Genomic DNA, 26,038 nt, shown 5'->3' with positions numbered 1-26,038 from the left:
TTGCGGCGGCGACGTCTTTGCGCTGTCGATCGACCGCGTCCTTGGGTGTCCATCCACCCAGGGATATCATTACGGTCGACCCACACGGAAATAGGTATGTTTGCGCTCGCCCAGACGTCCGGAACGGATGCGCTTGCGGTCGTCGCGGGGATCGTGATTCTCCTCCTCATCAGCGCCTTCTTTTCCTCCTCGGAGATCGCGCTCTTCTCGATCGACGACCTGTTCGTCGCGAGTCTGGCGGACGACGGCGCAGGCGACGGGCGGGTCGCCGCACTCCGCCGGCTCCGGGAGGATCCCCATCGCCTGCTGGTGACGATCCTGGTTGGCAACAACGTCGTCAATATCGCGATCGCCTCGATCGCGACGACCTTTCTGGTCGATCGCCTCCCCGCCGGCTACGCTGTCACCGCGTCGACGGTCGTCGTGAGCGTGCTCGTCCTCGTCGTCGGCGAGATATCGCCGAAGTCCTACGGCGTCGCCAACGCCGAATCGTGGGCGCTCCGGGTCGCCCGGCCCCTGGAGATCGTCCAGCGGATCCTGTACCCGCTTGTGGCAGGGTTCGAACTCGTCACACGCGGCGTGACTCGGCTGACTGGGGGATCGACCGACTACCAGCCGCCTGCGGTGACCCGCGCCGAGATAGAGGCGCTCGTTGCGTCGGCCGAGCGCGCCGGGACGCTCCACGCGGGCGAACGGGAACTGATCGACCGTGCCCTGGAGTTCTCGGGGACGGCGGCCCGGGACGTGATGACGCCGCGAGCCCGGGTGACCGCGATCGACACCGACATCACCGTCGAGCGCGCGATCCGCGTCTGTGCCGACCACAGAGTAACGGCCCTCCCGGTCTACGAGGGCTCGCTCGACAGCGTCGTCGGCTCCGTGGATCTCCGCGATCTCGTCGGCGCGATAGACACCGGAGGACGCACCCACGACGATGACAGCGAAGGCGGTGGCGACCGCGGCGACGACAACGACAGCGATCCAGGCGACACCAGCGGTGACGCCGCCGGAACGGTCGCGTCGCATCTCCGCCCGGTCCTCTCGTCGTTCGGCGATCGGGCCGTCGACGGCGTCCTCCGGGACCTCCGGGCCGGGGGCTACGAGATGGCGGTCCTGCGGGACGGCTCCGGGAGCGTCGAGGGCGTCCTCACCACCGAGGCCATCGTCGAGGAACTCCTCGGCGGACTCGCCGACCGTGGCACCGGACAAGAAATCACTCGATCCACGGAGGGGGCCGTGATCGCGCCCGGCGACGCGACGCTCGAAGACGTCGTCGGTCCGCTTGGCGTGACGCTGTCGTCGGCAGCGGCGTCGGCTTCGGTGCTATCGCTCCTGCGAGAGGAACTCGGCCGACAGCCAGTCTCCGGCGACGTCGTCCGCGTCAGCGGGATGCGACTCACCGTCGGCGCCGTCGACGGCGACAGCGACACCCGTGTCAGAATCGAAACCGATCCCGGGCCGACAGAGGGAGACGGGCCGGAGGGCTGATCGCGGGGACGGCGTCCGTGACCGTATCGGTATCGTCGGTTTCGGTCTGTTCGGTATCGTCGGTTTCGGTCTATTCGGTATCGTCGGTTCCGGTCGAGTCTACAGCTAGAACAAGGCGAGTGCCTCGGGGCTTGACCCCGGGGCGGTTCACTCTCTGTAGATCTACGTCCCGTCGCTGTCGTCCACGACGGCGACAGTCTCGATTTCGATGTCACGAACCGGTTTGTCGTCGCTGTCCGTCGGGACGTCGCCGATCTCCCTGACGACATCCATCCCGTCGACGACGTGGCCGAACACGGCGTGGCGGCCGTCCAGGTGCGGCTGGGGGCCGAGTGTGATGAAGAACTGCGAGCCGTTCGTGTTGGGACCGTGGTTGGCCATCGAGAGGATGCCCGCCTTGTCGTGGTTCAGGTCCTCGTGGAACTCGTCGTCGAACTCGTAGCCGGGGCCACCGCGACCTGTTCCCTCGGGATCGCCGCCCTGGATCATAAAGTCCTCAATCACCCGGTGGAAGATCGTGCCCTCGTAGAGCGGATCCGTTCGGGTCTCGCCGGTTTCGGGGTCGCTCCATTCCTTTTCGCCGGTCGCGAGGCCGAGGAAATTCTCGACCGTCCGAGGCGCACGCTGCTCGAACAGTTCGAGCGTGATGTCTCCGTTCGTGGTGTGGAGCGTGACGAGCGGGTTCTCCGGGTTTTCGAGTTCGGAATCGTCGACCATACGCACAGGAGGACCGACGGATACAAAACGGTGTCCTTGCGGTGCGGGAGCGGAAGACCGATCGAGACGGTCACCCGGTCCGGATCTCGAAGCGGGCGCCGCCCTCGGCACTCTCGGTTGCAGTGATCTCCCAGCCGTGCGCCTCGGCGATCTCCGAGACGATCGCGAGCCCGAACCCGGTCCCGTCGGAGGCAGTCGTGTATCCCGCCTCGAAGATCTCGTCGCGCTTCTCCTCGGGGATGCCCGGGCCGTCGTCCGCGACGTAGAAGCCTTCGTCCTCTTCGAGCGCACCGACAGTGATGGTTACGTCTGTGCCGCCGTGCTCCACAGAGTTCCGGAACAGGTTCTCGAACAGTTGCTGCAGTCGCTCCGGATCGGCCGCCACCGACAGATCGAACTCCGGTTCGATCGACAGCGACGTCGTCTGTACGGCGACCATCTTCCAGGATCGTTCGGCGACCGTGCTGATCAGGACCTGCTCTGGTTCGTCGATCGAGACACCCTCCCGTGCGAGCGTCAGCATCTCGTCGATGAGTTGCTCCATTCGATCGTGCGCCCGGACCACCGGTTCCAGGTGATCGGTCTCGTCTTCCTCGATGGCGAGTTCGGTCCGTCCCTGCGCGACCCCGAGCGGATTCCGCAGGTCGTGGGAGACGAGGCTCGCGAACTGTTCGAGCTTCTCGTTTTTCTCTTCGAGTTCCTGCCGGTACTGCTCGCGGTGGGTGACGTCGGAGAGGATGACCGACCGGCCGGTCTTTGCGCCGGCGGTAGTGAAGGGGGTCGAAGCGACGCTGTAGTATCTCGTTCGTCCGCCGACCTCGATCTCGAACGTCGAATCCGAATCGTCGAGTGCCGTCGCGAGTGACGGGAGTTGTTCCGAGAGCGACTCGCCGCTCGAGCCGACCAGTGTCGGCAGTAGTTCCGCCGCCTCGGTGTTGAAATCTCTGATGCGGTCGCGCTCGTCGAGAACGATGACAGGGTCGTCGGTCTCGCCCGTCGCGCGGACGAACTGGAACTGATCGAAGTACACGGCGAAGACGCCGACGGCGAAAATCGCGACGCCGAGAGAGGCGTAGGTGAGATCGAGAACAGACGAACGGATCGCGCCGAGTACGTCGAAGACGACCGGCAGGCCAGTCAGTCCGACGAGTACCAAGAGCGGCCGGGCGTTGGAGTTGACTCGGTCGAACAGTTCGTACAACATAAAGAACCCCACGGCCGAGAGCGCGTACGCGAGCCCCATCGCGATCCAGTGGAGCGGCCGGTGTTCGATCCGGAGGTAGGCAAACGGCGTTACGGCCTGCTCGGCGGCGAAGTACCAGCCGTGGAGCGGATTCGTCACCTTCACCACGACGAAGAAGAGGAAGACGGCCACGAGTGCCCAGCGGGCGCCGGAGTTCCGGTGGATCGACCGGCCGGTGTAGGCCGAACAGAAGTACAGCCACGGGCCGACCGACGCCAGGCCGACGATGAGGCCGACGACGTAGAAGACGTACTGCAGTTCCGGCGTCGGCATCGTGAGGTAGCCGACGTGTGCGGCCGCCCAGCCGCCGCCCGTGAGCAGCAGCCAGAACAGCCCGCGTCGGGTGTCCTCGTGGGAGATCTGCGTCGTTCTGGGCAGCATCCCGAAGCATACCACAGCGGCGGACGCGAACGCCAGCACGTACGCAGCGTAGAGCACGTTCGGGGGTAACGACGGCAGAATCACTGTTAGTCACGTCTACGAAACATTGGCACACTCATCAACCCACCGACCGCTCCGTGGCTGGGTTCGGTCGGGGCCAGTGGTGTCGAAAAGGGGGTGTCGATCAGCCGGACGGGTGGGGGCGTCCGGAATCGGGTGCCTCTGCGCACTCCCCCAGTTGGGCCGACCGTTCGTCGTGGTCGGAGTGTAGGCGGGTGATGTCCCGCCTATGCGGGCGACGAACGCCGGGACGGGAGAACCGGCGTCCGTCATCGGGTTCGCAGCCGGTGTGGGGTCCCGGACGCCAGTGGGGGTGGCAGTCCGGAGGGCCGGCGTGCGACTGTGGCGTCGCCGAGGGGCAATCGGCGCGGCCACGTCGCGACGCCGCAGGGCGACGTCGCATCCATCTTTTGGCGAGGAGACCACTTGAACGGGGTAGACAGTCAATCCGAATTCGGCACCGCCGTCGCGACAAAATCCGGGTGAATTCGGCTAAATAGTCACGATTCCGATAGTATCCTGCGATTACTCGGGCGGTGAAAATCGGGGGACGTGAGAGCAAACAGCGACGATCACCGGCGAAGGAAGACCCTACCGACTACGGTTCGGCCGACGGTTTTTGTACGATGCCGCGCCAACCCGGGATATGGCGACGATCAAGGACAGCGTCCACGACCACATCGAGGTCGGCGGCGTCGCCGCAGCCCTCCTCGATACGGAGCCGGTCCAGCGGCTCCGTCACATCAAACAGCTGGGGACCGTCCACCTCGTGTACCCCTCGGCTAATCACACGCGCTTCGAGCACTCGCTGGGCGTCTATCACCTCGCGGACCGCGCGCTCACACACCTGGGTATCGAGGGAACCCAGGCCGAGCGGATCCGCGCGGCAGCACTCCTGCACGACGTCGGCCACGGCCCCTACAGCCACAACGTCGAGACGGTCACCCAGCGACACACGGGCAAGTACCACGACGAGGTGCACGAACTCCTCGCGGCGGGCGAAGTCGGAGACGTGCTGCGAGATCACGATCTGGATCCCGCGCGGGTCGCCGACCTGGTCGCGGGCGAGAGCCAGTACGGGCAACTCGTCTCCGGGGAGCTGGACGTCGATCGGATGGACTATCTCGTCCGCGACGCCCACCACACGGGCGTGCCGTACGGGACGATCGACCACGAACGGCTCGTGCGGGAACTCGCCTTCGTCGACGGCGAGCTCGTCCTGCGGGAGGGGAACGTCCAGACCGCCGAGTCACTGCTCTTAGCGCGGGCGCTGATGAACCCGACCGTCTACCAGCACCACGTCGCCCGCATCTCGAAGGCGATGCTCCGGCAGGCGGCCGAGCGACTGCTGGACCGGACGGAGACGACGCCGGCGGAACTCCGGCGGATGGACGACCACGACCTCCTCGTCGCGCTCCGGACGACCCCGGAGACGGCAGCGGTCGCGACCCGACTACGGACCCGGGATCTCTACAAGCGGGCCGTCTGGGCCGAACTGGACGCCGTCCCCGAAGACGTCCTCGATGCCGACTTCGACACCCTGCGCGACCTCGAAGCGAGGATCGCCTCGCGGGCTGATCTGTCTCCCGAGGGAGTCATCCTCGACGTCTCGGACCGACCGTCGATGACCGAATCCACCTCGCGCGTGATGGTGGGCGGTGAGATGCGACAACTCGGGAAACAGTCGCCGCTGGTGTCGGCGCTCCGGACCGCCGGGGAACAGCAGTGGCGACTCGGCGTGTACGTCCCCGACGAGTCGACGGACAGTGTGGGGCAGATCGCCGTGGACGTGCTCGATCTCGACGTCGACGGCGCGCCGGTCACCGACGTTCGACCGGGCGTGACGGCCACCCTCGACGAGTTTACCGGCTCGTAAGCGGGCGACTGCCTCGCAACGAGCGGCGAATCGTCCCGTTTCGTGGGGTTTCAAACCGATGCGCCGGTGACGTCCTTGCAATGATCGTCGAGGGAACAGTGCTGCGGGGGCCCGAGTTCGAGCCGATCGAGGGGCGGGTCGTCGTCGAGGACGGTGAGATCACGGCTATCGAGGAGGAGGCGGTTCACACCGAGAACATCGTCCTCCCGGCGTTCGTCAACGCCCACACGCATCTCGGCGACTCGATCGCGAAAGAGGCGGGAGCGGGCCTCTCGCTGGACGACCTGGTGGCGCCGCCGGACGGCCTGAAACACCGGCTGCTGGCGGAAGCGACGCCCGAGGAGACCATCGAGGCGATGCATCGCTCACTGCGGCTGATGGGGTCGACTGGCACCGCCGCGTGCATCGAATTCCGCGAGGGCGGCGTCGCGGGCGTCGAGGCCATCCGCGAGGCCGCGGCCGACCTCCCGATCGAACCGACGATCCTCGGCCGCGAGAGCGAGGCGGCGATGCGCGCGTCCGACGGATTCGGCGCCTCCGGCGCGCGCGACGCCGACTTCGACCGGCTCCGCAACGTCACCCGCGAGGCCGGGAAGCTGTTCGGCATCCACGCGGGCGAGCGCGATCCACACGACATCAACGCCGCCCTGGATCTCGATCCCGACTTCCTCGTCCACATGGTCCACCCCGAGGCGATCCACTACGATCGGGTGGCCGACAACGGCACCCCCGTCGTCGTCTGCCCGCGCTCGAACCTCGTCACCGGGGTCGGCGTGCCGCCGATCCGCGAACTCGGAGAGCGGACGACCGTAGCGCTCGGTACCGACAACGTGATGCTGAACTCCCCGTCGATGTTCCGGGAGATGGCGGCGGCCGCCAAACTGGCCGACGTCCCGGCGACGGAGGTGTTGCGGATGGCGACCAGAAACGGCGCGGAACTCGCGGGGCTGAACTACGGCGTCGTCGAACCCGGCCGGGAGGCGAAACTGCTCGTCCTCGACGGCGACACCGACAACCTCACCGGCGCGCAGGACGTCGTCCGCGCGGTCGTTCGGCGCGCGGGCGCGGCCGACGTGAAAGACGTCATTCTGTGATCGGACTCGGGGAAACACCACCAGCGGGCAATCCGGAGCGGGACTTTTCCCTCCGGCGACCAACAGGTGACGTATGACCCTCCCGTTCGCGGGCTTGCTCCGCGAGACGCCCCGAATGCGAATCACGCGGCGCGGAACCGGCGACGAGGACCTGCTCGTGGTCCTCGGCTGGGGCAACCGGGTGGCCCACGAGCACGTCGCGTGGCTCCTGACGCGACTCCTGGAAGCCGGATACCGCGTCCACGCGGTCACGATCCCGACGAACGTCTGGAACTTCGACGACCAGTATCTCGCACCCCTCGACGACTACGTGTCGGAGCGCGACTTCGACATCGTGTTGAGCCACAGCACCGGCGGGCTGATCGCCGAACACCTCGCCGAGCGGCATCCGCTGCGGAACGTGTTTCTCAGTCCGTGGTGGGGCGTCCGGACCGCGGGACGGATCGATCCCGCGATCCTCGCCGTGTTCGAGCGACTGCCGACGGCGCGGCGACTGCACTCCCCGGATCTGGATGCCGACGCGATCGGTGATCTGAAGTCGCCCGCGGAAGCCGAACTCGGCCCGTCGGGGCTGTCGCCGGCGTTCCTCGGGACGATCCGTGACGCGCAGGCACGGCTCGGCAAGTTCGACGACGCCGACGTCGTCTTCTACTCGCCGACGGACCGCGTGGTCGATCCGGCGGCGATCGAGGCGCGGGCGCCGGCGGCGAACCGAGTTCGGTACGACGGCGGCCACGAGTTCTTCGCCTCGTCGGGGCGGAACGCCGTCCTCGACGACGTGCTCGCGGCGCTCGAGAACGGTCCTGCGGCAATCTCAGCGTAGGGGCGTCGGCGCGGCTGACCGGCGCTTCAATATAAATCCTGCTACACGACAATCACCCACATAGACGAATCGCCAGACAGCGTCGACCCTTGAAAGGGTGGTGGCTGCCCCCGTCTAGTAACCTTTAACCGATTTAGACCGGTAATGACGAGCAAGATGGCGAGTAACAAGATCCTGGGTATCGACCTCGGCACCACGAACAGTGCGTTCGCGGTGATGGAGGGCGGCGACCCGGAGATCATCGTGAACTCCGAAGGCGATCGGACGACGCCTTCGGTGGTCGCATTCACCGACGACGACGAGCGACTCGTGGGGAAACCCGCGAAGAACCAGGCAATCCAGAACCCCGACCACACGATCCAGTCGATCAAGCGGCACATGGGGGAGGAGGATTACACCGTCGAGGTGGATGACGAGGAGTACACCCCCGAGCAGATCTCGGCGATGATCCTCCAGAAGATCAAGCGGGACGCCGAAGAGTACCTCGGCGACGAGGTCGAGAAGGCAGTCATCACGGTCCCGGCGTACTTCAACGACCGCCAGCGGCAGGCGACGAAGGACGCCGGCGAGATCGCCGGCTTCGAGGTCGAGCGCATCGTCAACGAGCCGACCGCGGCGTCGATGGCGTACGGGCTCGACGACGACTCCGATCAGACGGTGCTCGTCTTCGACCTCGGCGGCGGGACGTTCGACGTGAGCGTCCTCGATCTCGGCGGCGGCGTCTACGAGGTCGTCGCCACCAACGGGGACAACGACCTCGGCGGTGACGACTGGGACGAGGCCATCATCGACTGGCTCGCCGAGGAGTTCGAGAACAACCACGGCATCGACCTCCGCGAGGACCGGCAGGCGCTGCAGCGGCTGAAAGACGCAGCCGAGGAGGCGAAGATCGAACTCTCCTCGCGAAAGGAGACGACGATCAACCTCCCGTTCATCACGGCGACGGACTCCGGCCCGGTCCACCTCGAAGAGACCCTCTCGCGGGCGAAGTTCGAGTCGCTGACCGAGGATCTGATCGAGCGCACCGTCGGGCCGACGGAACAGGCGCTCGAAGACGCCGGCTACGACAAGGGCGACATCGACGAGGTCATCCTCGTCGGCGGCTCGACCCGGATGCCGCAGGTCCACGAGCAGGTCGAGGAACTGCTCGGGACCGAGCCGAAGAAGAACGTCAATCCCGACGAGGCCGTCGCACTCGGTGCGGCGATTCAGGGCGGCGTCCTCGGCGGCGAGGTCGACGACATCGTGCTGCTCGACGTGACGCCTTTGAGCCTCGGCATCGAGGTGAAGGGCGGCCTCTTCGAGCGGCTCATCGAGAAGAACACCACGATCCCGACCGAGGAGTCGAAGATCTTCACCACGGCCGCGGACAACCAGCAGTCGGTGAACGTCCGCGTCTTCCAGGGTGAACGCGAGATCGCCGAAGAGAACGAACTGCTCGGCGAGTTCCAGCTCACCGGGATCCCGCCGGCCCCTGCGGGCACGCCGCAGATCGAGGTCGCCTTCAACATCGACGAGAACGGGATCGTCAACGTCGAGGCCGAGGACAAAGGCTCCGGCAACGCCGAGTCGATCACCATCGAGGGCGGCGCCGGCCTCTCCGACGAGGAGATCGAGCAGATGCAGGCGGAAGCCGAAGAGCACGCCGAGGAGGACGAGCGCCGCCGCGAGCGCATCGAGGCCAGAAACGAGGCCGAGAGCGCGATTCAGCGCGCGGAGACGCTGCTCGAAGAGAACGAAGACGAGGTCGACGACGATCTCCGCGAGTCGATCGAAGCCCGCATCGAGGACGTCGAGGAGACCCTCGAGGACGACGACGCGACGAAGGAGGACTTCGAGGAGGCCACCGAGGCGCTTACCGAGGAACTCCAGGAGATCGGCAAGCAGATGTACGAGGCCCAGCAGGCGGCCGGGGGCGCTGGTGCCGGTGCCGGTGCTGCGGGCGCCGGTCCGGGCGGTGCCGGTCCGGGCGGCGCGGGCCCCGGCGGAATGGGCGATATGGGCGGTGCCGGCGGCGAGGACGACGAGTACGTCGACGCCGACTTCGAGGACGTCGACGACGACGAAGAGGAATAAGAGCTCCCCGCCACGGACGGGCCCGGCACGGATTTCGTCTTTTATCGGCGTACAGTTGCGGGACTCGGTTCCGGAGACGGACAGCCGCCGCTGCCAGATGTCAGACATCGCAACAAAGTTTTTCAGCCCGCTGTGCGAGCGTCACGATATGCCAATCAGCGAAGACGAGTGGGAGTCCGAAAAGCAGTGGGCCGACGTCGAACGGGCGGTCGGCGAGTTCCTCGACGAGGTCAAGCCGCGAGCCTACTCGGTGTCGGAACTGCACGAACTCCTGCAGCACGGCGGGACCGTCACGGCTCCGGAAGAGGACATCTGCTGGGGCGAGGACGAAGAAGAGGAACCCGAGGAGATCGAGATCGTCCCGATGGACGTGGGCGAACGCGAGGTCCAGGAGGCCGTAACGGTGCTCCGCGACGCGGAGTATCTCGAATCGAAGCGGATCGAAACAGCCGAGGGGCCCGTGACGTACTACCGGCGGTGGGAGTGCGCCTTCTAACCCTGCTCGACGACGGACGGCGGACTACCGACTCCGGGTTATCCCACGATCGTGCATATTTACGCCCATTTCGAACGCCGAAAGTAGCATATGGACGGGTTTTTAGCCCCTTGATCCCGTAGCCGATTGTATGCCAGACGGGCGGGACTTATCCACCCCCACACCCGGATACGAGGCGACGAACGCGGGACCGACACCAAAGGCGGACTCGGACACAGTCGGGGCGGCACGCTCCGGGCCGACGGAGAAATGTGGCGTTGTCGGCGTCGCACTCGACGACCGGGCGGCGTCGCGCCCGCTGTACTACGCTCTGTACGCGCTCCAGCACCGCGGACAGGAATCCGCCGGCATCGTCACCCACGACGGCTTCCAGCAGCACGGCCACGTCGAGATGGGTCTCGTCGGCGACGCCTTCCAGGAGGGCGATCTCGATTCGCTCGCGGGCGAGACGGGGATCGGTCACGTCCGCTATCCCACCTCCGGCGGCGTCAACGCCTCCTGTGCGCAGCCGTTTTCGGTCTCGTTCAAATCGGGCTCGCTCGGCCTCTCGCACAACGGCAACCTCGTCAACGCCGACGAGATCCGCGACGAACTGGCCCAACTCGGCCACGCGTTCACTTCCGACGGCGACACCGAGGTCATCGCCCACGACCTCGCCCGGAACCTCTTGGAAGCGGACCTCGTTCGTGCGGTCAAGCGGACGATGGACCGGATCCACGGCTCGTACGCCTTGACGATTATGCACGACGAGACCGTCCTCGGCGTTCGGGACCCGCAGGGCAACCGACCGCTCTGTATCGGCGAACTCGACGACGGGTACGTGCTCGCCTCCGAATCTGCCGCCATCGACACACTCGGCGGCGACCTCGTCCGCGACGTCCGCCCGGGCGAACTGGTCGTTCTGGAACCGGACGGGTCCGGATTCGACACGTATCAACTGATCGAACAGGACAACACGGCGCACTGTTTCTTCGAACACGTCTACTTCGCCCGCCCGGACTCGGTCATCGACGACACGCTCGTCTACGAAGCGCGCCGCGATCTCGGTCGGGAACTCTGGAACGAATCGGGCGTCGAGACCGACGTGGTGCTGCCCGTACCGGACTCCGGGCGGGCGTTCGCGTCAGGGTACGCCGAAGCGGCGAACGAGGGAGCCGAGAGCGATGCCGTCGAGTTCGCCGAGGGGTTGATGAAGAACCGTTACGTCGGCCGGACGTTCATCATGCCGACGCAGGACGAGCGCGAACGCGCCGTCCGACTGAAGCTCAATCCGATCAAAAGCACCATCGAGGGCCGATCGGTGACAATCATCGACGACAGCATCGTTCGGGGGACGACGTCGCGGCAGCTCGTCGCGCTGCTTCGCGAGGCCGGCGCCGAGGAGGTTCACGTCCGGATCGGCGCGCCGCCGATCGTCGCGCCGTGCTATATGGGGATCGACATGGCCTCCCGCGAGGAACTCATCGCCGCCGACCGCTCGGTCGACGAGATCCGCGACGAGATCGGTGCCGACAGTCTCGGCTACCTGTCGGTCGAATCGGTCGCGGATGTCCTGGGAGAATCACGGCTCAATCTCTGTCTCGGGTGTGTGACCGGCGAGTATCCCTACGACATCGACGGCGAAGAGACCGATCGCGACGTCCAGCGGCCGGTGATCGATACCGACAGCGAGCCCGCCCGCGCGGACGACTGATTCTTCGGTGGCACACAGCCCGCGACGACAGGTCGCGAACCGCTAGACGCAGAACATAAACGGATAGACGAGCGCGACGCGGTCGTCGTCGTGGAGCTTCGTATCGAAGCCGTCCAGGGTTTCGTTGAACTTTCCGTTGATGAGGATGCGGGCGTACGCCCGTGTCTGCTCGCCGTCGGGGTTCTTCAGCAGGTCGCCGGGGACGTCCTCGGCGTCGATCGGTGCCCACCCGCGGGTGGCCGATTCGTCCTCCGTTTCGGCGATGACGAGGTCCTGGACGTCGTACTCCGCGAAGAACGACTTCGCGAACTCCCGAAGCGTGTCGCCCTCGAACGTGTACGAGAGCCGTGCCGTCCCGAGCGCGTCGCGGACGTGTCCTGTCGCGCGTACCTCGACGGTCGTCTCCGCGACCGTCTTGGCGGTTTGAGACTGAGCCATACAGGAGCTACGACGGCCTCCCAGTTATCGTTGACCACGAATATGTTCGGGTGAGATTCGAGTTCTGGTCCAAGGGAGTCTCAGTAGACGACGTACAACAGCACGTAGACGACGTTCCCCAGAACGAAGGAGATCAGCCAAAGCGACGCGGCGATCCGTCCGACGCGACGGTGCGGTGACGCACGGATCGCCGCGATCGGTCGCGTGACCGCCACGAGCAGCGTGTAGTACAGAAGCGGGATACAGACGATGGCGAGCAGGATGTGGATCGCAAGCGTCGGAAGGTAGACGAACTGATAGACGGCCTCGGGGCCGGGGAACTCGGTGGTTCCTTCCAGGACGAGCCGGTAGAGGTAGAGGACGAGAAAGCCGACGAACAGCGCGAGCGAGACGAGCATCATCGCCCGGTGGCGCCGGATCTCATCGCGGCGGATGGATCGGACGCCGAGCAGGATCGTCACGATCGCAGCGGTGCTGAGCGCGGCGTTGACGTGCGGGATTGCGTCGACGACGAACTCGGGAGCGCGCGGGAGCGACGAGCCTGGAATCACTCCGAGGACGGCACCGAAAACCGCAGCGAGCGACACGACGGAGAGTGCGGCCGTAAGTCCGAGCACGTGATCCCGAGCACGCAGTGCCATACCGGATCGCAGGACGGAGGGATAAAAACGGTGCCGACTCGGCGAGCGGGGGGCTACCGAAAGGAAACTGATTTAAATTACCCCGGACAACCACTGACTGCGCACTACGATACTGCGAGCGTGGGTAGCCAAGCTAGGCCAACGGCGCAGCGTTGAGGGCGCTGTCCTGTAGAGGTCCGCCGGTTCAAATCCGGTCCCACGCATCGCACGGCGGAAATCCGCCACCCGATGCGGGTGCTATCCTTCGGGACACAGCACCCACGCACAATCCTTCCGACGCTACACCGACCAGCCGTGGCTGACGCCCGCAGGGTTGACGCTCACTCCGACGACTGCCGGCCGCCGCGGTTTTAAATCGATCGCACCCGAACGTGTGGCTATGCCCAAATACTCCACCGGGAGCGGCGGGGACGGTGGCGACGGCGACAGCTGTGAACTCTGCGGCCGGTCGACCGGCAACCTGCGGCGGGCGAACGTCGCCGGCGCGGAGCTTCTGGTGTGCAGTGAGTGTGCACCCCACGACGACTCCAAGAAGCGCACCTCCGGTTCCTCGGGTTCGGCATCCGGCGGAAGCGACGACACCGGAACGTCGCGCCGCAAGCGGGCCGCCCAGCAGCAGGCGAAGGTGTACGACCGGGCGACGGGCGACTCCAGCCACTGGGAAACTGAAGGGACGGACTACGAGAAGGATCAGCTTCCGCACCTCGTGTCGGGCTACAGTGATCGGGTCGCGGACGCCAGAAAGGACGCGGGGCTGACGATCGAGAAACTGGCCGCGGAACTCGACGTCGACGAGGCGGATCTGCGGGCGGTCGAAGATGGACGGGCCGCCCGCGCAGACGTCGGTGGATCGGTGATCCGCGCGCTCGAAGACCGGTTCGGGATCGAACTGATCGACGAGTGATACTGAGTACTCCCACTTTTATCGCCGAGCGCCACACCCGTTGACGGCTCTCGGCGAGGAGAGACGAGAGTACCCAGTACGAACCGCGCGCTCCGGGGCCAAGTGTGAACAATTTTTGTCCACCCACGCCTTCAGCGGCGCGTATGCAAACACGCGCGCCAGCCGAACCGGAGGTCCGCGAGTTCACCGCCGCCGTCGTCGACATCGACGACCGGACGGTGACCCTCGATCGCACGTACTTCTACGCCGAGAGCGGTGGCCAGCCCGCAGACAGGGGAACGCTCGGCGGCATACGGGTCGTCGACGTCCAGAAGGACGGGGATGGCGTCGCCCACACGCTCGCGACAGCACCGGAATTCGAGGTCGGCGAGGAGGTAACCGGCATCATCGACGACGACTTCCGAACCTACTGTATGCGCGCTCACACGGCGAGTCACCTGCTCTACGGCGCGGGACGTCGGGTCCTCGACGACCTCGGCTACGGCGGCTTCGACATCTCCGAGGAGAAGGTCAGGGTCGATTTCACGACCACGACCGACATCGACGACGAGACGCTCGTCGAACTCGAACGGCTGACGAACCGCGCGGTCTGGGAGTCCCGGGACGTCTCCTGGGAGGAAGTACCGACCGAGGAAGCGATCGATCGTGAGGACGTCGCGTTCAACACGAAGACCGAGGAGGGCGTGATGGACGACGCCGACACGGTGCGGATCGTCGAGGTCGAGGGCTGGGACGTCGCCGCCTGCGGCGGAACCCACGTCGCCAACACCAGCGAGATCGGCCCGGTGACGGTCCTCGATCGCTCGAACCCCGGTGAGGGACTCACCCGTGTGGAGTTCGCCGTGGGCCCGGACGGCGTCGACCGTCGGGCGACCCAGCACCGGGCGCTCCGGGAGTCGGCCGCGGCGCTCGAAACGAACACCGACGACCTCGCGGCGACTGCCGCGGCGATCCGATCGGAGCGGGACGAACTCCGCGATCGGGTCCGCGAACTCGAACGTGCGGCGGTCGCCGACGCGATCGACGGCTTCGAGACCGTCGAGAAGGACGACACAGCGTGGCGACTCGGCACACTCGACGGTGTCGACACCAACGACGCCGGGGAGGCAGCCAAGGACGCCGTCGGCGACGCGGAGGTGATCGTCGCCGTCGGCGACGAAGAACGCCCCTACGTGGTCGTGGCCGCCGGCACCGACAGCGACGTCCACGCGGGAGACGTGATCGACGACCTCACCGACGTTTACGGCGGTGGCGGGGGCGGCGGCCCGCCGTTCGCCCAGGGCGGGGGACTCGACGCCTCGCCGGCCGAAGTGCTCGACGAAATCCGAGACTGGGAGTCTGCGGAGTGACAGCCCCCTCGTCCGCCAGGTTCTGCTGACATCGGGCGATCGTCCGAAGCCCCTTTTGCCGCTGCGGCCCTATAGAATGTGATGACTGACAATCCGTTCCGAGCGGAATCGCGGCCGCTCTCGGCGTTCGACGCCGTCGTCTGGGATCTGGACGGCACACTCGTGCGATTGCTGGTCGACTGGGAAGCCGTCGCGGGCGACGTCACTGCGGTGTTCGACGCGGCCGGCGTCGACGCAACCGAGATCGACCTCTGGGAGATGCTGGATCTCGCCGACGAATCGGGCCTCCGTGACGACGTCGAAGCGGTGATCGCGGAGTACGAACGGAAGGGAGCACAGCGATCCGATCGGCTCACGCACGCCGATCACGTCGGCGGATTCGCCGCCGAGGGCGTCTGCTCGTTGAACGCCGAGGAGGCCTGCCGGACTGCACTCGACGTCCACGGACTCACGGCGGACATCGACGCTGTCGTCGGCCGGGATACGGTCGCGACGCGGAAGCCCGACCCGGCACCGCTTCTGGAGACCATCCGGCGGATCGGTGCGGATCCCGACGACGCCGTGTTCGTCGGCGACTCCCGCCGGGACGAGGAGGCCGCACGACGGGCCGGCGTCGCGTTTCAGTACGTCGATACCGAGGTCATCCCCGACGAAGCAGCCGGATCGAGGTAGCAGCGAACAGACGGTACGCTATCGGGCCGCCCGCGGGACGCCGTACCGTACACCCGCTCTCGCCCCGCGGCTCCTGTCACCGCACGCAGGTGCTGGTCCCGGCATCGTATATAAATGCCCGCCTGCGGTCGTCAGCGCCCCCAGGCGGTCGACCGAACTGCTGATACTGTCGGCTGTACCTATTTCAAGATATTCGCGACTCCGTAGGTCGCGAAATCCTTCACAGACGTACAGCCGACAGTATGAATCTTCCACCGGCGCGGTCGTTAAGTCGATTCGAGCCGACGTTTGAGACAATGAGTTATCCGGTCAGCTACTACTGCCCACACTGCGGCGCTGTCGTCGAACTGACCCGTGAGGGATACCTCGCCGACAAGTCGGTCACGCCCTATCCGCTCGTCGGGTGGGAGTACGCCGCTCCCGACGAGGACTACGAAGCGGCCGACGGCGTCCGCCTCGTCTGCGGCGAGGGCGAGGAGATCGATAGCCTCCACTGGACAGGTGAGCGAAGCGAGGCGGACGACGTGGAGCGTCCTGAAGCCGAAAGCCCGTGCGGCCGGGAATTTTTCCTGTCGTTCGTTCGGTTCGAGGACGGACGCGAAGTCGAGCCCCGTCCGGAGACGGAACACGTGACGATTTCTGGGGCAGGTTCGTCCGGAACCCAGGAAACGAACAAGCCGCGTGGGCCCGGCGGTCCGGGCGGTTTCGGCGGGTGACCGGATAGTTCCAGCTGATGATCCGGTGATCGGGCGATAGCGTTGGTTCGCGTCTTCGCCGCCGCTACGGCAGGTCGACCTCGATGTCGGCGACGCCGCCCGCGGCCTTGACTGTGTTCCAGAGCAGCATCGCGCGGGTCATCGGGCCCACGCCGCCTGGGACGGGCGTGATCGCGCTGGCTTTCTCTTTTGCGCTCTCGTATTCGACGTCGCCGACGAGTTCGGAGCCGTCTTCGGTCTCGACTCGGTTGATGCCGACGTCGATGACGACCGTGCCCTCGGAGATCATATCGCCGGTGACCATCTCGGGGACGCCTGCGGCTGCGACGACGATGTCGGCTGCCCTCGTCTTCGCCGCGAGGTCCTCGGTACGGGAGTGACAGACGGTGACTGTCGCGTTGCCGCCCTCGGCCTTCTGGATCAGGAGGTTCGCCATCGGCTTGCCGACGATGTTCGAGCGGCCGACGACGACCGCGTCGGCGCCCTCGGTCTCGACGTCCGCCGCAGCCAGGAGCTTCTGGACGCCGTGCGGCGTACAGGGCTTGTACCGTGCGTTACCGGCGACGAGTCGGCCGACGTTCTCGGGGTGGAAGCCGTCGACGTCCTTCGCGGGGTCGATCCGTCGGAGGACTTCTCGTTCGTTCACGTGGTCTGGAACTGGCATCTGAACGAGGATCCCGTGGACGTCCGGATCGGCGTTCAGGTCGTCTACCGTGTCGAAAAGCTCCTCGGCGGGTGCCTCGGGGTCGATTTCGATGTCGCGGGTGGCGATCCCCACCTCCTCGCAGTCTTTGTGCTTCATCGAGACGTACGTCTCGCTGGCCGGGTCGTCGTTCATCAGGACGGTCGCGAGGCAGGGTGTCGTCCCCGCGTCGGTCAGCGTCTCGATGCTCTCCAGCAGCCCGTTCCGGATGTCCTGTGCGACTTCGTTGCCGTCGATTATCTCGGTCATACCTAAACGGCGTCCGTAGCCCACTTGAAACGTGCGATGTGGGCTTCCCGAAACGCTCGGACGCCCGCGGCAGAAAGCGGATTCGGCTGGAAGCAGCTACTCGTACAGCGGGTAGGCGTCGCAGAGTTCCTGGACGCGTTCGCCGACCTCGGCGACGACGGTCTCGTCGTCGTAGTCGTCGATCACGCGCGCGATGAGATCGGCGACTTCGCGCGTGGCCGCCTCGTCGAACCCGCGAGTCGTGATCGCGGGGGTGCCGAGTCGGATGCCGCTGGGGTTGAACGCCGAGCGCGTCTCCCCCGGCACCGTGTTCGCGTTCATCACGATGCCCGCGGATTCCAGCGCCGCTTCGACGTCTTTGCCCGTCGTCTCCGGGTGGGAGGGGCGCAGATCCGCCAGGATGAGGTGGTTGTCCGTCCCGCCGGAGACCAACTCTAGACCGTGCTCCTGCAGTTGGTCGGCCAGCGCTTTCGCGTTCGCCACCGTCTGTTCGGCGTACGCCTGGAAATCGGAACTGAGCGCTTCCTTGAATCCGACGGCTTTCCCCGCGATGTTGTGCATCAGCGGCCCGCCCTGTGTGCCGGGGAACACCGCGTTGTCAATGGCATCGGCGTACTCGGAATCGCAGAGGATCATCCCGCCGCGGCCTGCACGGATCGTCTTGTGCGTCGAGCCCGTCACGAAATCCGCCACTCCCACGGGCGAGGAGTGCACGCCCGCCGCGACCAATCCAGTGATGTGGGCGATGTCTGCCAGGTGGTACGCGTCGACCGCGTCGGCCGTCTCCTGAATCCGCTCCCACTCGACCTCCCGCGGGTACGCGGAGTACCCCGAGACGATGGTGTCCGGGTCGAACGACTCCGCCAACTCGTCGAGGCCGTCGTAGTCGACGTACCCCGTTTCGGCGTCGACCTCGTACTGTTCGACCTCGTAGGTCTGTCCCGCGAAGTTCGCGGGATGGCCGTGCGAGAGATGCCCGCCGTGAGTCAAGTCCAACGAGAGGATCTTGTCACCCGGCTCTAACATCGCGAGATACACGCCCATATTGGCTTGCGACCCCGAGTGCGGTTGCACGTTCACGTGCTCGGCACCCCACAGTTCTTTGGCTCGATCGATCGCTAACTGCTCGACCTCGTCGGCGTACTCACAGCCCGCGTAATACCGCTCGCCCGGATACCCTTCCGCGTACTTGTTCGTCAACGCGCTCCCCTGGGCTTCTAAGACCGCCTCGCTGGCGTGATTCTCGCTGGCAATCATCGCCAGTGTCTCGTTCTGTCGTCGTACCTCACCCGAAAGGGCGTCTGCGACGGCCGGATCGACGTCGCGGACGTGACTGTAATCCATACGAGATAGGGAGGCCGTGCGTCCAATAAGTGTGTCCACTTTGGCCGCAGTCGCTCACCGGCAGATCGGCGCAGGAATCACCGAACCGGTGGTCGTACAGGAAGCGAATCAGTCGAGTATGTCCCTGGCGACGTCGGCGAGCGTGTTCGCGGAGGCCGCCTGCAGTCGTTCGTCGTCGAGTTTGAGCCGGAGTCGGGGGCGACCGACGTCGATCGGAACCTTCTCCGTTGCGATCACTCCCGCCTCCTCCAGTTCGGATTTCGTCCGGGAGAACGTCGCTTTACTGGCGATCCCGACGTCTTCACCCCACTTCGAGACGTCGTAGAGCAACACCTCGTTTTTCGCTGCCACGAGGAGGCTGATCGTTACCTCATCCAGCGTTGCGTCCGCAGGTAGAGCCTCCTGTACGGAGTCGAGAACGGCGTCGAAGTCGGCACGGACCTCGGCTCCGAGGTCCGCTTCGAGCGACGATCGAACCGCAGAGATCGCCGGCGTCCGGAGGGTGAACCGCTCGCCAGCCTCGAAGGCCGACCGACAGGCGTCGTTCGCCGTCCGGACAAAGCCCGCATCCGTAGTCACCAGACCGGCAGCCGCGTCACCGAGGGTGACGACAGCCGTGACCGACTCCTCGGTCACGAGAAGCGCGTTTTCAGTTTGGTCCTCGGTGACACGGAGTTCGAGGACGCCGGCCTCGACGAGATCTGCTGCGTTGCTCGCGAGGAGGAACTCGTCAGTCACCGTCTTCAGGGTTTTCCGGGGAGCGAGCACTCGCAGTTCCGGTACCCCATCGGCGTCGGTCGCAAGTCCAACGAGCGATTCGAGGAGAGCGGGAGTCGGGCCGGTCACGTAGACGACGTCGGCGTCGGATCCGAGCGCGGCGTCGACGACGGTGTCGAGACCGTCGCCGAGCACGTTCGTTTCAGAGGGCATACGCCACAAAATACCTCAGACGATATTTAATTTAACGGCACACAGAGCGGTATATACTCGGCAGCGGGCCGAGCAGATCGTTCCAGCGAGGGTGTTTGGTTCGCGCGTTTGTCCCGAGTGGAGACCGGTCAAGGGGGATCGAATCCGAAGGCCGTCGAACCCGCCGGTTTTTCACGCGCAGCGCCGACAGGGACGGTATGACAGACACGATCGCGGTCGTCGGCAGCGGTCCTGCTGCTGCTGCTGCGACGGCTGCATTCGAGGACATCGACGCGCAAGTCGGCACTGAACCCGAAGATGCGGTGCTGACGGTCGTCGTCGTGCCGGCGGGTGCGGGGCTCCCGGCGGGCGTCGCCGCCGATGAACGGCTGGTCGTCGTCGAGATTGGCGGTATCGGCGGGCACGCCCGTGAGGACCTCGACGCCGCCGTATCGACGTTCGGGGGATCAGGTGCCCGGTTCGCCGACCTTCGCACGCGCGTCGCCGCGACGACCGAGGACGGGGGATCGCCGTCGGGCGACCGCAGTGCCGTGCGTTTCGCCGGCGCAGTCGCGGGACGGCGAGCAGTCGCGCTGCTCGCAGGCGACGGCGCCGTGGCCGGGACCGCCGTCGAGATTGGCGGTGCGAGCATCGTCGCCGAGCGGCGGGTGCTTCCGGTTCCGGATCCGACCACCCGGGATCGGGAGGTCCGTCGGGACAACCGGACAGTCGACGTCGACGATGCACTCGCTCGCGCAGAGCAGGTGCTCGACGAACGCACGGGGATCATCACGCAGGTCGGCGAGCGCGAGTCGTTCCCTGTCCCGTACTATCTCGCGGTGACCGCCGACACGAACGGTTTCAGCGACGCACGGGCGGCCGAGTTCGCCGCCGGAGTCGACCTCGACTGGGATGCCGCGTTTATGAAGGCGCTCGGCGAGGGACTGGAGCGCTACTGCGCCGGCGTCTACCGCGGCGCGGAATTCACCGTCGCGCCTGAACGGACGCGCGCGAACCCTGTCCCCGTATCGCGGTTCGTTCGTCCGGACGATGCAGACGAGGTCGATGCGGATACGCCGATCCCGTGGGTTCCCGGCATCGACCTCCAAACCGACGAGACGGCGTCGCTTCCGGCGGAGTTCGTCCACTATCCACCACCCGAGGAACGGTTCAAACCGCCGATCACGACGGGGCTCGGGCTCGGAAACTCCGGGTCCGAAGCGCTGCTCGCAGGCCTCTACGAGGTCGTCGAACGGGATGCGACGATGATCGCGTGGTACTCGACGTTCGAGCCGCTGGCGCTCGACGTCACGGACGATACCTACGACGCGCTCCGCAAGCGAGCGAGCGCAGAGGACCTGTCGGTGACGACGCTGCTCGTCACACAGGACGTCGACATCCCTGTCGTCGCCGCCGCCGTCCACCGGGACGGCGAGTGGCCGCGCTTCGCTGTCGGTTCCGGCGCGTCGCTGGATCCCACCGCTGCCGCGCAGTCGGCACTCGCGGAGGGGCTGCAGAACTGGATGGAACTGCGATCGATGGGGAGAGAGCGTGCCGTCGACGAGGAGGGTGCGATCGGCGAGTATGCCGACTTCCCGGCGGCCGCACGGGAGTTCGTCGACGCCGAGGCGACGGTACCGGCCGAGACGGTCGGCCCGAACGATGCTCCGAGCGGAAGTGCGGAACTCGCGGCAGCTGTGGAGGCGGTCGCCGACGCCGGCCTCGACGCCTACGCCGCGCGGACGACGACAGCCGACGTCGAGGCGCTCGGCTTCGAGGCCGTTCGCGTGTTGTGTCCGGCGGCACAGCCGCTGTTCCAGGGCGAACCGTTCTTCGGAGAACGCGCACGGACCATCCCGTCGGAACTGGGATTCGAGCCCGAACTCGATCGGCCGTACCACCCGTTCCCGTGATCGCGGTCTCCCAGTAGCGGGGGGTGACAGCCGACACGAGGTCGCCGGAAACGAAGAGCTGACAGCCGACACGGCTGCTCGGCACACGCGGCGCTGTGTCGGACTCCCGCGAGACGCCGCGCGGCGGTGGTCAGGTCACACGGCCGCTGGCCGCGTGTTCGGATAAAAAGGTACGGAGGGAATGCAGCCGTCGATCAGACACCGAACGTCGCCCGGATCATATCCCGCGTCCCAGGGCCCAGTCCCACCGCGAGGACGGCGATGAGCAGAAGGATCGTGTAGCGGGGGCTCTCCTCGAAGATCTCTTCTTCGAAGACCCACAGGACGAACGTGGCGGCGACCAGTTTCACCACGAGGAAGGGCCAGGTGTCGCCCGTGACCGCGAGCACCGACGACGGGAGCACCGAGCCGGTGACGTCGACGACGAACTGGTTGACCGGGTGCTTCGGCACGAGATTCCGGCCGGCGCCGAGGGCGGGCATCCAGTCTAAGCCGACGACGTTGGCGACGCCGTCGACAGCGTGTCCCCAGAGGACGACAAAGCCGATCCGCTCTGTCCCGGCGTTCACTTCGGGGACGAACCGTTCGATGAGCCACCACGTCAGGGCCGCAGCCAGCGTCGCACCGAGGAGGACCGTGACGAGGACCTGCGGGTAGAATTCGACGCCCGAGGCGCCGGTGATGACGAGCGAAACGAGATAGCCGAGCGTCACGAGCAGGATCACCGAACCGATCGCAAAGAGGAGTCGATCGTACCGCTCGACGACCTCCGCTCGGGTCGCAGCCACGGAGACGAGCACGGCAGCGAGTGCCACAGCGAAGACGGTGAAGTAGATGATCGGGCTGATAAACAGCGTGTTCAGCGGGTAGGTAATGAGCGCCTCCCCAGCGGGAATCGCGTCGTTGGCGTCCTCGACGACCCGGAGCGCACCGCCGAAGAGCACGAACGGGAAGAACGCATAGAAGAACCGTCGATCGGTTCCGAGATCCAGACGGCGCAGGAGGAAGACCACGCCCACGAGTGCGACCAGGAGCGTCACCATATAGCCGACCTCCGAGACGAGCGTGTAGCCGGGGTAGGCGACGGGTTCGGTGGCGCTCGTACACGCGCCCGAGTCGTACAGGTACTCGACGGTGCTCCCGGGACGGATCGCACAGACGGCGGAGTTGGCGTCCGCCTGGACCGGTCCCCAGAAGTAGTGCCAGATGAAGCCGTCGTAGACGGCCTCCGGGAAGACGAGCGATCCGACGACGAGCGCGACCACGGCGGTCAAAACGCCGCCGGCCCAGAACCGCTCGGGATCGGCGCCGACGCGTTCGGCGACTGTTGACATACGCGAAAGGCCGGCGGCGGTCGTGTTGAGGATTCCGGTCTCCGGTGCGACTGACGGGCAACCGACGGTGCCGGAGGGAGAGCGATCAGGAGGGGCCCGTCGCCCTGGGATCGAGCAGAGCCAGTATTACGGACCGTCGGCGTCGACCGGGCCGATGTCGCGGGCGGCCGCGAGCACCACATCGTGGATACGCCCGTTGGAGGCCACGAGACCGGCCGAGTCGTGTCGCCACCGGTCACCGGAGAGGTCCGTGACGGTGCCGCCTGCGGCCCGGATCATCGCGACGCCCGCCATCGTATCCCACGGATGGGGGCGGACGTTCGTCACCACGCCGTCGAGCGACCCGTCAGCGACGGCGGCCAGTTCGGCCTGTGCACAGCCGATTCGGCGGATGTCACCGAAGCGTTCGAGGACCGCGGCACACGCACGCTCGAACTCGTCGCGGGCGTCGAAGTCCCACCACATCGTCGGCGCGACGACGCAGGCTTCCGGATCGGCCCGCCCGGAGACGGTCACGGGGTCGCCGTTCAGATACGTCGCCTCGCCGTCCGTCCAGTAGACGTCGTCGAGTGCCGGGAGGTTCGTCGCGGCCGCGACCGGTTCGCCGTCCTGTACGGCCGCGACGGCGGTCGCCCACGTGCGCGTCCCCCGGACGTAGTTGTTCGTGCCGTCGATGGGATCGATCACCCACGCGCTCCCGCGGTCGGGGACGGTTTCCCGCGTCTCGGCCTCCTCGCCGACGATGGCGTCGTCAGGAGATGCATCCGCGATGGTCTCGATGACCGCCGTCTGCGCGTCGCGATCAGCCTGCGTCACGACGTCGGTTTTCGCGCCCTTGCGCTCGACGTCGATGACCGTCCGAAACCGGGAGTCGGCGACGTCGGCACCGGCCGCGGCCGCTCGCCGAGCGAGCGCCGCTCGGTCTGCTGGTGACATAGGAGACGATTCGACCTACGGTCCCTAAACGCCGGGGATCCCGAACGCGCCGATTCCGAGGCCCAGCACCGAGTTCACGAACAGCAGGATGACGAGCGCGGAGAGCCAGGCGCCGAACCCGATGATCGCGGCCTTCACCCAGCCGCCGGGATAGCGCCAGTTGATGACGCCGATCCACACGATCAGTGCGATGAGCGGCCCGACGAGCGGGATCCACGAGGTGAGCGCCCAGCCGACGGCGCCGAGAAACGCGGTGAGGATCGCGTGGCCGTAATCGTCGACGTCGCTGACGATCCGGGCGCTTACGTAAATGGCGAATCCGCCGATCAACAGGGCGATCACGAACGCGACGATCGAGCCGACAAACGGGACTGCCATACGCCCCCCATCACGGCCAGCGGGGTATATTTGTGGATGCCTTTCGTTCCCCAAATTTGGGCTGAACGGGAGATACCGCGCGGCAGGGGCTCTCCCGTGTGTCCGCGACAATTAACTCGATTCCGAGTCTGAGTAAACTTTAGTAATCCGAGTCCTGATACGTATGTATGCACCCGTCCGACGCGGCACGTCAGCTCCAGTATGCGGTCGCCTCACAGACAGGCACCGACGACTACGAGATCAGCCACTGGGAAGCGAACGCCTACGAGGACGTCTTCGCCGACGTCGCCGACCGCGGCGACCTCACCGACGTGATGAGCGTCGTCCAGGCACTCGGCGAGCGATGCGCCGACGGCTCCCGTCCCTCCCCCGCGGAGGCCCGTCAAATCGCCGACGGCATCGTCACCGCAGGCGGCCGACCCCTCGCCGACGGCGGCGACTAAACCTCAGCACGCTGCCGCGTCGTCGAGGACGTTCTACTCGCGGCGCCCGTTTCGAGCGCCGCGGATATGCTTCTGCACTGGAATCAAAGAGAGACTGAGAGGGATCCACAGCCAGCCGTCTGCACTCCCTGCGCCGGCAGCCTCGCTCGCTACACTGGCCGCAGATGTTCGCAGTCGCCGGTGTGGACGACCCGTTCGTCGTCGTCGGTCCGGACGACGAGGCTCCCGGGGAACTGGACGTCGATTGCCTCGCCGACGATCGTCTCCCCGGGGGTTTCGACGCGGACCCGTTGCCCGAGCGTCGCGGAGAGCTGACGCCACTCGTCGAGGATAGCGTGGAGGTCGGTGTCGCCGCCGGTGAGGTCGTGGAACGTCTCCAGGAGACGCTGCAGAAACACGCGGCGATCGACGTCCCCGGTCGCCTCCCGGAGGCTCGTCGCCCCATCCGGAAGTGCGCCGGCGTCGACGTTCGCGTTCACGCCGATGCCGACGACGAGCCACGAGACGCGATCGGCTTCGCCCTCCATCTCGGTGAGGATGCCTGCGAGCTTCCGCTGTGTCGGCTCCTCGCCGGCTAACAGAACATCGTTGGGCCACTTGATGATCGCCTCGGCACCCGCCTCCCGCGCTGCACGGGCGACGGCTACGGCGGCCGCGAGCGCGTAGACCGGGATCTCCGCCGGCGGGCGCTCGGGTCGCAGGAGGAGACTCGCCCAGACGCCGCCCGACGGCCCGATCCATTCGCGGCCGAGCCGCCCGCGGCTGCCGGTTTGCTCGTCGGCGACGACGACGAGGTTGTCTTCGCCCGTCTCGGCGAGTTCGCGAGCGCGGTCGTTCGTGCTCCCGATCTGGTCGTGATACTCGATCCGGTACGGCGCCTCGAGACCGAACGCGATGGCTTCGGCGCCGTACTCGGGGATCTCGACCACGCGGTAGCCGTCGTCGCCGCTCTCGATCCCGAAGCCCGCCTCGCGGAGCGCCTCCACCTGCTTCCAGACGGCAGCGCGGGAGACGTCCAGTCGGTCGGCGAGGGCCGGCCCGTCGATCGGGCCGTCCGCGAGCGCGTCGATGAGCGCGCGGCGTGTCTCGTTCATCGCCGCTTACTCCAGGTGACAGCGGTTGTCATCCTCGCCCACTCCGGGTTGGCTGAGAGACTCATCGC

The 26,038-nt window shown here is 66.5% G+C and carries 24 protein-coding genes and 1 tRNA gene; 14 read left to right on the top strand and 11 right to left on the bottom strand.

Annotated elements, in window-relative coordinates; translation table 11 throughout:
- Positions 1-96: 96 nt before the first annotated feature.
- A complete protein-coding gene (locus RJT37_RS01150) occupies positions 97-1,488 on the top strand; it encodes a hemolysin family protein (protein WP_313687095.1) in 1,392 nt (463 codons plus the stop codon).
- A gap of 162 nt (positions 1,489-1,650) precedes the next feature.
- Here RJT37_RS01150 and RJT37_RS01145 read toward each other — a convergent pair whose 3' ends face one another.
- Both RJT37_RS01145 and RJT37_RS01140 read right to left on the bottom strand, forming a co-directional pair.
- Positions 1,651-2,205: a peptidylprolyl isomerase gene (locus RJT37_RS01145; RefSeq protein WP_313687093.1), complete on the bottom strand. Its 555-nt coding sequence runs from the start codon at positions 2,203-2,205 to the stop codon at positions 1,651-1,653.
- A gap of 70 nt (positions 2,206-2,275) precedes the next feature.
- Entirely contained in the window at positions 2,276-3,829 is a 1,554-nt protein-coding gene (locus RJT37_RS01140) for a sensor histidine kinase (RefSeq protein WP_313687091.1), read from the bottom strand.
- A gap of 706 nt (positions 3,830-4,535) precedes the next feature.
- Here RJT37_RS01140 and RJT37_RS01135 point away from each other — a divergent pair.
- From RJT37_RS01135 to purF, 6 genes are all read left to right on the top strand, one after another.
- Complete coding sequence (locus RJT37_RS01135) at positions 4,536-5,765, top strand: HD domain-containing protein (RefSeq protein ID WP_313687089.1); 1,230 nt, start codon at positions 4,536-4,538, stop codon at positions 5,763-5,765.
- Between the two features lie 80 nt (positions 5,766-5,845).
- A complete protein-coding gene (locus RJT37_RS01130) occupies positions 5,846-6,859 on the top strand; it encodes an amidohydrolase family protein (RefSeq protein WP_313687087.1) in 1,014 nt (337 codons plus the stop codon).
- A gap of 73 nt (positions 6,860-6,932) precedes the next feature.
- The gene (locus RJT37_RS01125) at positions 6,933-7,682 is read left to right on the top strand and encodes an alpha/beta fold hydrolase (RefSeq protein ID WP_313687085.1); all 750 of its coding nucleotides are present in this window, start codon (positions 6,933-6,935) and stop codon (positions 7,680-7,682) included.
- Positions 7,683-7,838: 156 nt separating this feature from the next.
- Positions 7,839-9,758 carry a molecular chaperone DnaK gene (gene dnaK, locus RJT37_RS01120; protein WP_313687083.1) on the top strand — a complete coding sequence of 640 codons (1,920 nt, stop codon included), beginning with the start codon at positions 7,839-7,841 and terminating at the stop codon, positions 9,756-9,758.
- 148 nt (positions 9,759-9,906) lie between these two features.
- Entirely contained in the window at positions 9,907-10,254 is a 348-nt protein-coding gene (locus RJT37_RS01115; RefSeq protein ID WP_313687081.1) for a hypothetical protein, read from the top strand.
- A 130-nt stretch (positions 10,255-10,384) separates the two neighbouring features.
- On the top strand, positions 10,385-11,947 hold the full coding sequence (gene purF / locus RJT37_RS01110) for an amidophosphoribosyltransferase (RefSeq protein WP_313687079.1): 1,563 nt from the start codon (positions 10,385-10,387) through the stop codon (positions 11,945-11,947).
- Between the two features lie 42 nt (positions 11,948-11,989).
- Here the strand turns inward: purF and RJT37_RS01105 are convergent, their stop codons facing one another.
- On the bottom strand, positions 11,990-12,385 hold the full coding sequence (locus RJT37_RS01105; RefSeq protein WP_311174214.1) for a pterin cluster protein: 396 nt from the start codon (positions 12,383-12,385) through the stop codon (positions 11,990-11,992).
- Between the two features lie 80 nt (positions 12,386-12,465).
- On the bottom strand, positions 12,466-13,026 hold the full coding sequence (locus tag RJT37_RS01100; protein ID WP_313687077.1) for a DUF420 domain-containing protein: 561 nt from the start codon (positions 13,024-13,026) through the stop codon (positions 12,466-12,468).
- A gap of 118 nt (positions 13,027-13,144) precedes the next feature.
- Between RJT37_RS01100 and RJT37_RS01095 the strand changes: the two genes are divergently transcribed.
- The 5 genes from RJT37_RS01095 to RJT37_RS01075 all read left to right on the top strand — a co-directional run bounded on the left by RJT37_RS01095 (position 13,145) and on the right by RJT37_RS01075 (position 16,667).
- Positions 13,145-13,229 (top strand) — tRNA-Leu (locus tag RJT37_RS01095).
- A gap of 176 nt (positions 13,230-13,405) precedes the next feature.
- Positions 13,406-13,930, top strand: coding sequence for a helix-turn-helix domain-containing protein (locus tag RJT37_RS01090; RefSeq protein ID WP_313687075.1), 525 nt, complete (start codon positions 13,406-13,408; stop codon positions 13,928-13,930).
- Positions 13,931-14,073: 143 nt separating this feature from the next.
- A complete protein-coding gene (locus RJT37_RS01085) occupies positions 14,074-15,279 on the top strand; it encodes an alanyl-tRNA editing protein (protein WP_313687073.1) in 1,206 nt (401 codons plus the stop codon).
- An 81-nt stretch (positions 15,280-15,360) separates the two neighbouring features.
- Positions 15,361-15,951, top strand: coding sequence for an HAD family hydrolase (locus tag RJT37_RS01080; protein WP_313687071.1), 591 nt, complete (start codon positions 15,361-15,363; stop codon positions 15,949-15,951).
- Positions 15,952-16,247: 296 nt separating this feature from the next.
- Positions 16,248-16,667: a DUF7969 family protein gene (locus RJT37_RS01075; protein ID WP_313687069.1), complete on the top strand. Its 420-nt coding sequence runs from the start codon at positions 16,248-16,250 to the stop codon at positions 16,665-16,667.
- A 64-nt stretch (positions 16,668-16,731) separates the two neighbouring features.
- Here the strand turns inward: RJT37_RS01075 and RJT37_RS01070 are convergent, their stop codons facing one another.
- From RJT37_RS01070 to tbsP, 3 genes are all read right to left on the bottom strand, one after another.
- Positions 16,732-17,619: a bifunctional methylenetetrahydrofolate dehydrogenase/methenyltetrahydrofolate cyclohydrolase gene (locus RJT37_RS01070; RefSeq protein ID WP_313687067.1), complete on the bottom strand. Its 888-nt coding sequence runs from the start codon at positions 17,617-17,619 to the stop codon at positions 16,732-16,734.
- A 96-nt stretch (positions 17,620-17,715) separates the two neighbouring features.
- Positions 17,716-18,963: a serine hydroxymethyltransferase gene (gene glyA, locus RJT37_RS01065; RefSeq protein ID WP_313687065.1), complete on the bottom strand. Its 1,248-nt coding sequence runs from the start codon at positions 18,961-18,963 to the stop codon at positions 17,716-17,718.
- Between the two features lie 108 nt (positions 18,964-19,071).
- Complete coding sequence (gene tbsP, locus RJT37_RS01060) at positions 19,072-19,893, bottom strand: transcriptional regulator TbsP (protein ID WP_313687064.1); 822 nt, start codon at positions 19,891-19,893, stop codon at positions 19,072-19,074.
- 197 nt (positions 19,894-20,090) lie between these two features.
- On the opposite strand from tbsP, the gene RJT37_RS01055 reads away from it, so the two are divergent.
- Entirely contained in the window at positions 20,091-21,785 is a 1,695-nt protein-coding gene (locus RJT37_RS01055) for a YcaO-like family protein (protein ID WP_313687063.1), read from the top strand.
- A gap of 194 nt (positions 21,786-21,979) precedes the next feature.
- Here the strand turns inward: RJT37_RS01055 and RJT37_RS01050 are convergent, their stop codons facing one another.
- The 3 genes from RJT37_RS01050 to RJT37_RS01040 form a co-directional block, all read right to left on the bottom strand.
- Positions 21,980-23,119 carry a DUF63 family protein gene (locus RJT37_RS01050; RefSeq protein ID WP_313687061.1) on the bottom strand — a complete coding sequence of 380 codons (1,140 nt, stop codon included), beginning with the start codon at positions 23,117-23,119 and terminating at the stop codon, positions 21,980-21,982.
- A 126-nt stretch (positions 23,120-23,245) separates the two neighbouring features.
- Positions 23,246-24,055 carry an inositol monophosphatase family protein gene (locus tag RJT37_RS01045; protein ID WP_313687060.1) on the bottom strand — a complete coding sequence of 270 codons (810 nt, stop codon included), beginning with the start codon at positions 24,053-24,055 and terminating at the stop codon, positions 23,246-23,248.
- A 24-nt stretch (positions 24,056-24,079) separates the two neighbouring features.
- Positions 24,080-24,433, bottom strand: coding sequence for a hypothetical protein (locus RJT37_RS01040; RefSeq protein ID WP_313687058.1), 354 nt, complete (start codon positions 24,431-24,433; stop codon positions 24,080-24,082).
- A 167-nt stretch (positions 24,434-24,600) separates the two neighbouring features.
- Between RJT37_RS01040 and RJT37_RS01035 the strand changes: the two genes are divergently transcribed.
- Positions 24,601-24,876 (top strand): hypothetical protein, encoded by a 276-nt coding sequence (locus RJT37_RS01035; RefSeq protein WP_313687056.1) that lies wholly within the window; start codon positions 24,601-24,603, stop codon positions 24,874-24,876.
- A 149-nt stretch (positions 24,877-25,025) separates the two neighbouring features.
- Here RJT37_RS01035 and RJT37_RS01030 read toward each other — a convergent pair whose 3' ends face one another.
- Positions 25,026-25,970, bottom strand: a complete 945-nt coding sequence (locus RJT37_RS01030; RefSeq protein ID WP_313687055.1) for a biotin--[acetyl-CoA-carboxylase] ligase — start codon at positions 25,968-25,970, stop codon at positions 25,026-25,028.
- Positions 25,971-26,038: the final 68 nt, after the last annotated feature.

Source organism: Halobellus marinus, from assembly GCF_032113415.1.
Classification (GTDB): Archaea; Halobacteriota; Halobacteria; order Halobacteriales; family Haloferacaceae; genus Haloquadratum; species Haloquadratum marinus.
Note: the sequence above shows the minus strand (reverse complement) of the source record. Positions and strands in the feature narration are given on the sequence as shown.

Coding starts and splice junctions, on each gene's coding strand:
- RJT37_RS01055 (WP_313687063.1), top strand. CDS start 20,091: ATGACAGACACGATCGCGGTCGTCGGCAGCGGTCCTGCTGCTGCTGCT.
- glyA (WP_313687065.1), bottom strand. CDS start 18,963: ATGGATTACAGTCACGTCCGCGACGTCGATCCGGCCGTCGCAGACGCC.
- RJT37_RS01100 (WP_313687077.1), bottom strand. CDS start 13,026: ATGGCACTGCGTGCTCGGGATCACGTGCTCGGACTTACGGCCGCACTC.
- dnaK (WP_313687083.1), top strand. CDS start 7,839: ATGGCGAGTAACAAGATCCTGGGTATCGACCTCGGCACCACGAACAGT.
- RJT37_RS01090 (WP_313687075.1), top strand. CDS start 13,406: ATGCCCAAATACTCCACCGGGAGCGGCGGGGACGGTGGCGACGGCGAC.
- RJT37_RS01050 (WP_313687061.1), bottom strand. CDS start 23,119: ATGTCAACAGTCGCCGAACGCGTCGGCGCCGATCCCGAGCGGTTCTGG.
- RJT37_RS01125 (WP_313687085.1), top strand. CDS start 6,933: ATGACCCTCCCGTTCGCGGGCTTGCTCCGCGAGACGCCCCGAATGCGA.
- RJT37_RS01040 (WP_313687058.1), bottom strand. CDS start 24,433: ATGGCAGTCCCGTTTGTCGGCTCGATCGTCGCGTTCGTGATCGCCCTG.
- RJT37_RS01140 (WP_313687091.1), bottom strand. CDS start 3,829: ATGCTGCCCAGAACGACGCAGATCTCCCACGAGGACACCCGACGCGGG.
- RJT37_RS01085 (WP_313687073.1), top strand. CDS start 14,074: ATGCAAACACGCGCGCCAGCCGAACCGGAGGTCCGCGAGTTCACCGCC.
- purF (WP_313687079.1), top strand. CDS start 10,385: ATGCCAGACGGGCGGGACTTATCCACCCCCACACCCGGATACGAGGCG.
- RJT37_RS01130 (WP_313687087.1), top strand. CDS start 5,846: ATGATCGTCGAGGGAACAGTGCTGCGGGGGCCCGAGTTCGAGCCGATC.
- RJT37_RS01070 (WP_313687067.1), bottom strand. CDS start 17,619: ATGACCGAGATAATCGACGGCAACGAAGTCGCACAGGACATCCGGAAC.
- RJT37_RS01150 (WP_313687095.1), top strand. CDS start 97: ATGTTTGCGCTCGCCCAGACGTCCGGAACGGATGCGCTTGCGGTCGTC.
- RJT37_RS01075 (WP_313687069.1), top strand. CDS start 16,248: ATGAGTTATCCGGTCAGCTACTACTGCCCACACTGCGGCGCTGTCGTC.
- RJT37_RS01045 (WP_313687060.1), bottom strand. CDS start 24,055: ATGTCACCAGCAGACCGAGCGGCGCTCGCTCGGCGAGCGGCCGCGGCC.
- RJT37_RS01145 (WP_313687093.1), bottom strand. CDS start 2,205: ATGGTCGACGATTCCGAACTCGAAAACCCGGAGAACCCGCTCGTCACG.
- RJT37_RS01030 (WP_313687055.1), bottom strand. CDS start 25,970: ATGAACGAGACACGCCGCGCGCTCATCGACGCGCTCGCGGACGGCCCG.
- RJT37_RS01035 (WP_313687056.1), top strand. CDS start 24,601: ATGCACCCGTCCGACGCGGCACGTCAGCTCCAGTATGCGGTCGCCTCA.
- RJT37_RS01135 (WP_313687089.1), top strand. CDS start 4,536: ATGGCGACGATCAAGGACAGCGTCCACGACCACATCGAGGTCGGCGGC.
- RJT37_RS01115 (WP_313687081.1), top strand. CDS start 9,907: ATGCCAATCAGCGAAGACGAGTGGGAGTCCGAAAAGCAGTGGGCCGAC.
- tbsP (WP_313687064.1), bottom strand. CDS start 19,893: ATGCCCTCTGAAACGAACGTGCTCGGCGACGGTCTCGACACCGTCGTC.
- RJT37_RS01105 (WP_311174214.1), bottom strand. CDS start 12,385: ATGGCTCAGTCTCAAACCGCCAAGACGGTCGCGGAGACGACCGTCGAG.
- RJT37_RS01080 (WP_313687071.1), top strand. CDS start 15,361: ATGACTGACAATCCGTTCCGAGCGGAATCGCGGCCGCTCTCGGCGTTC.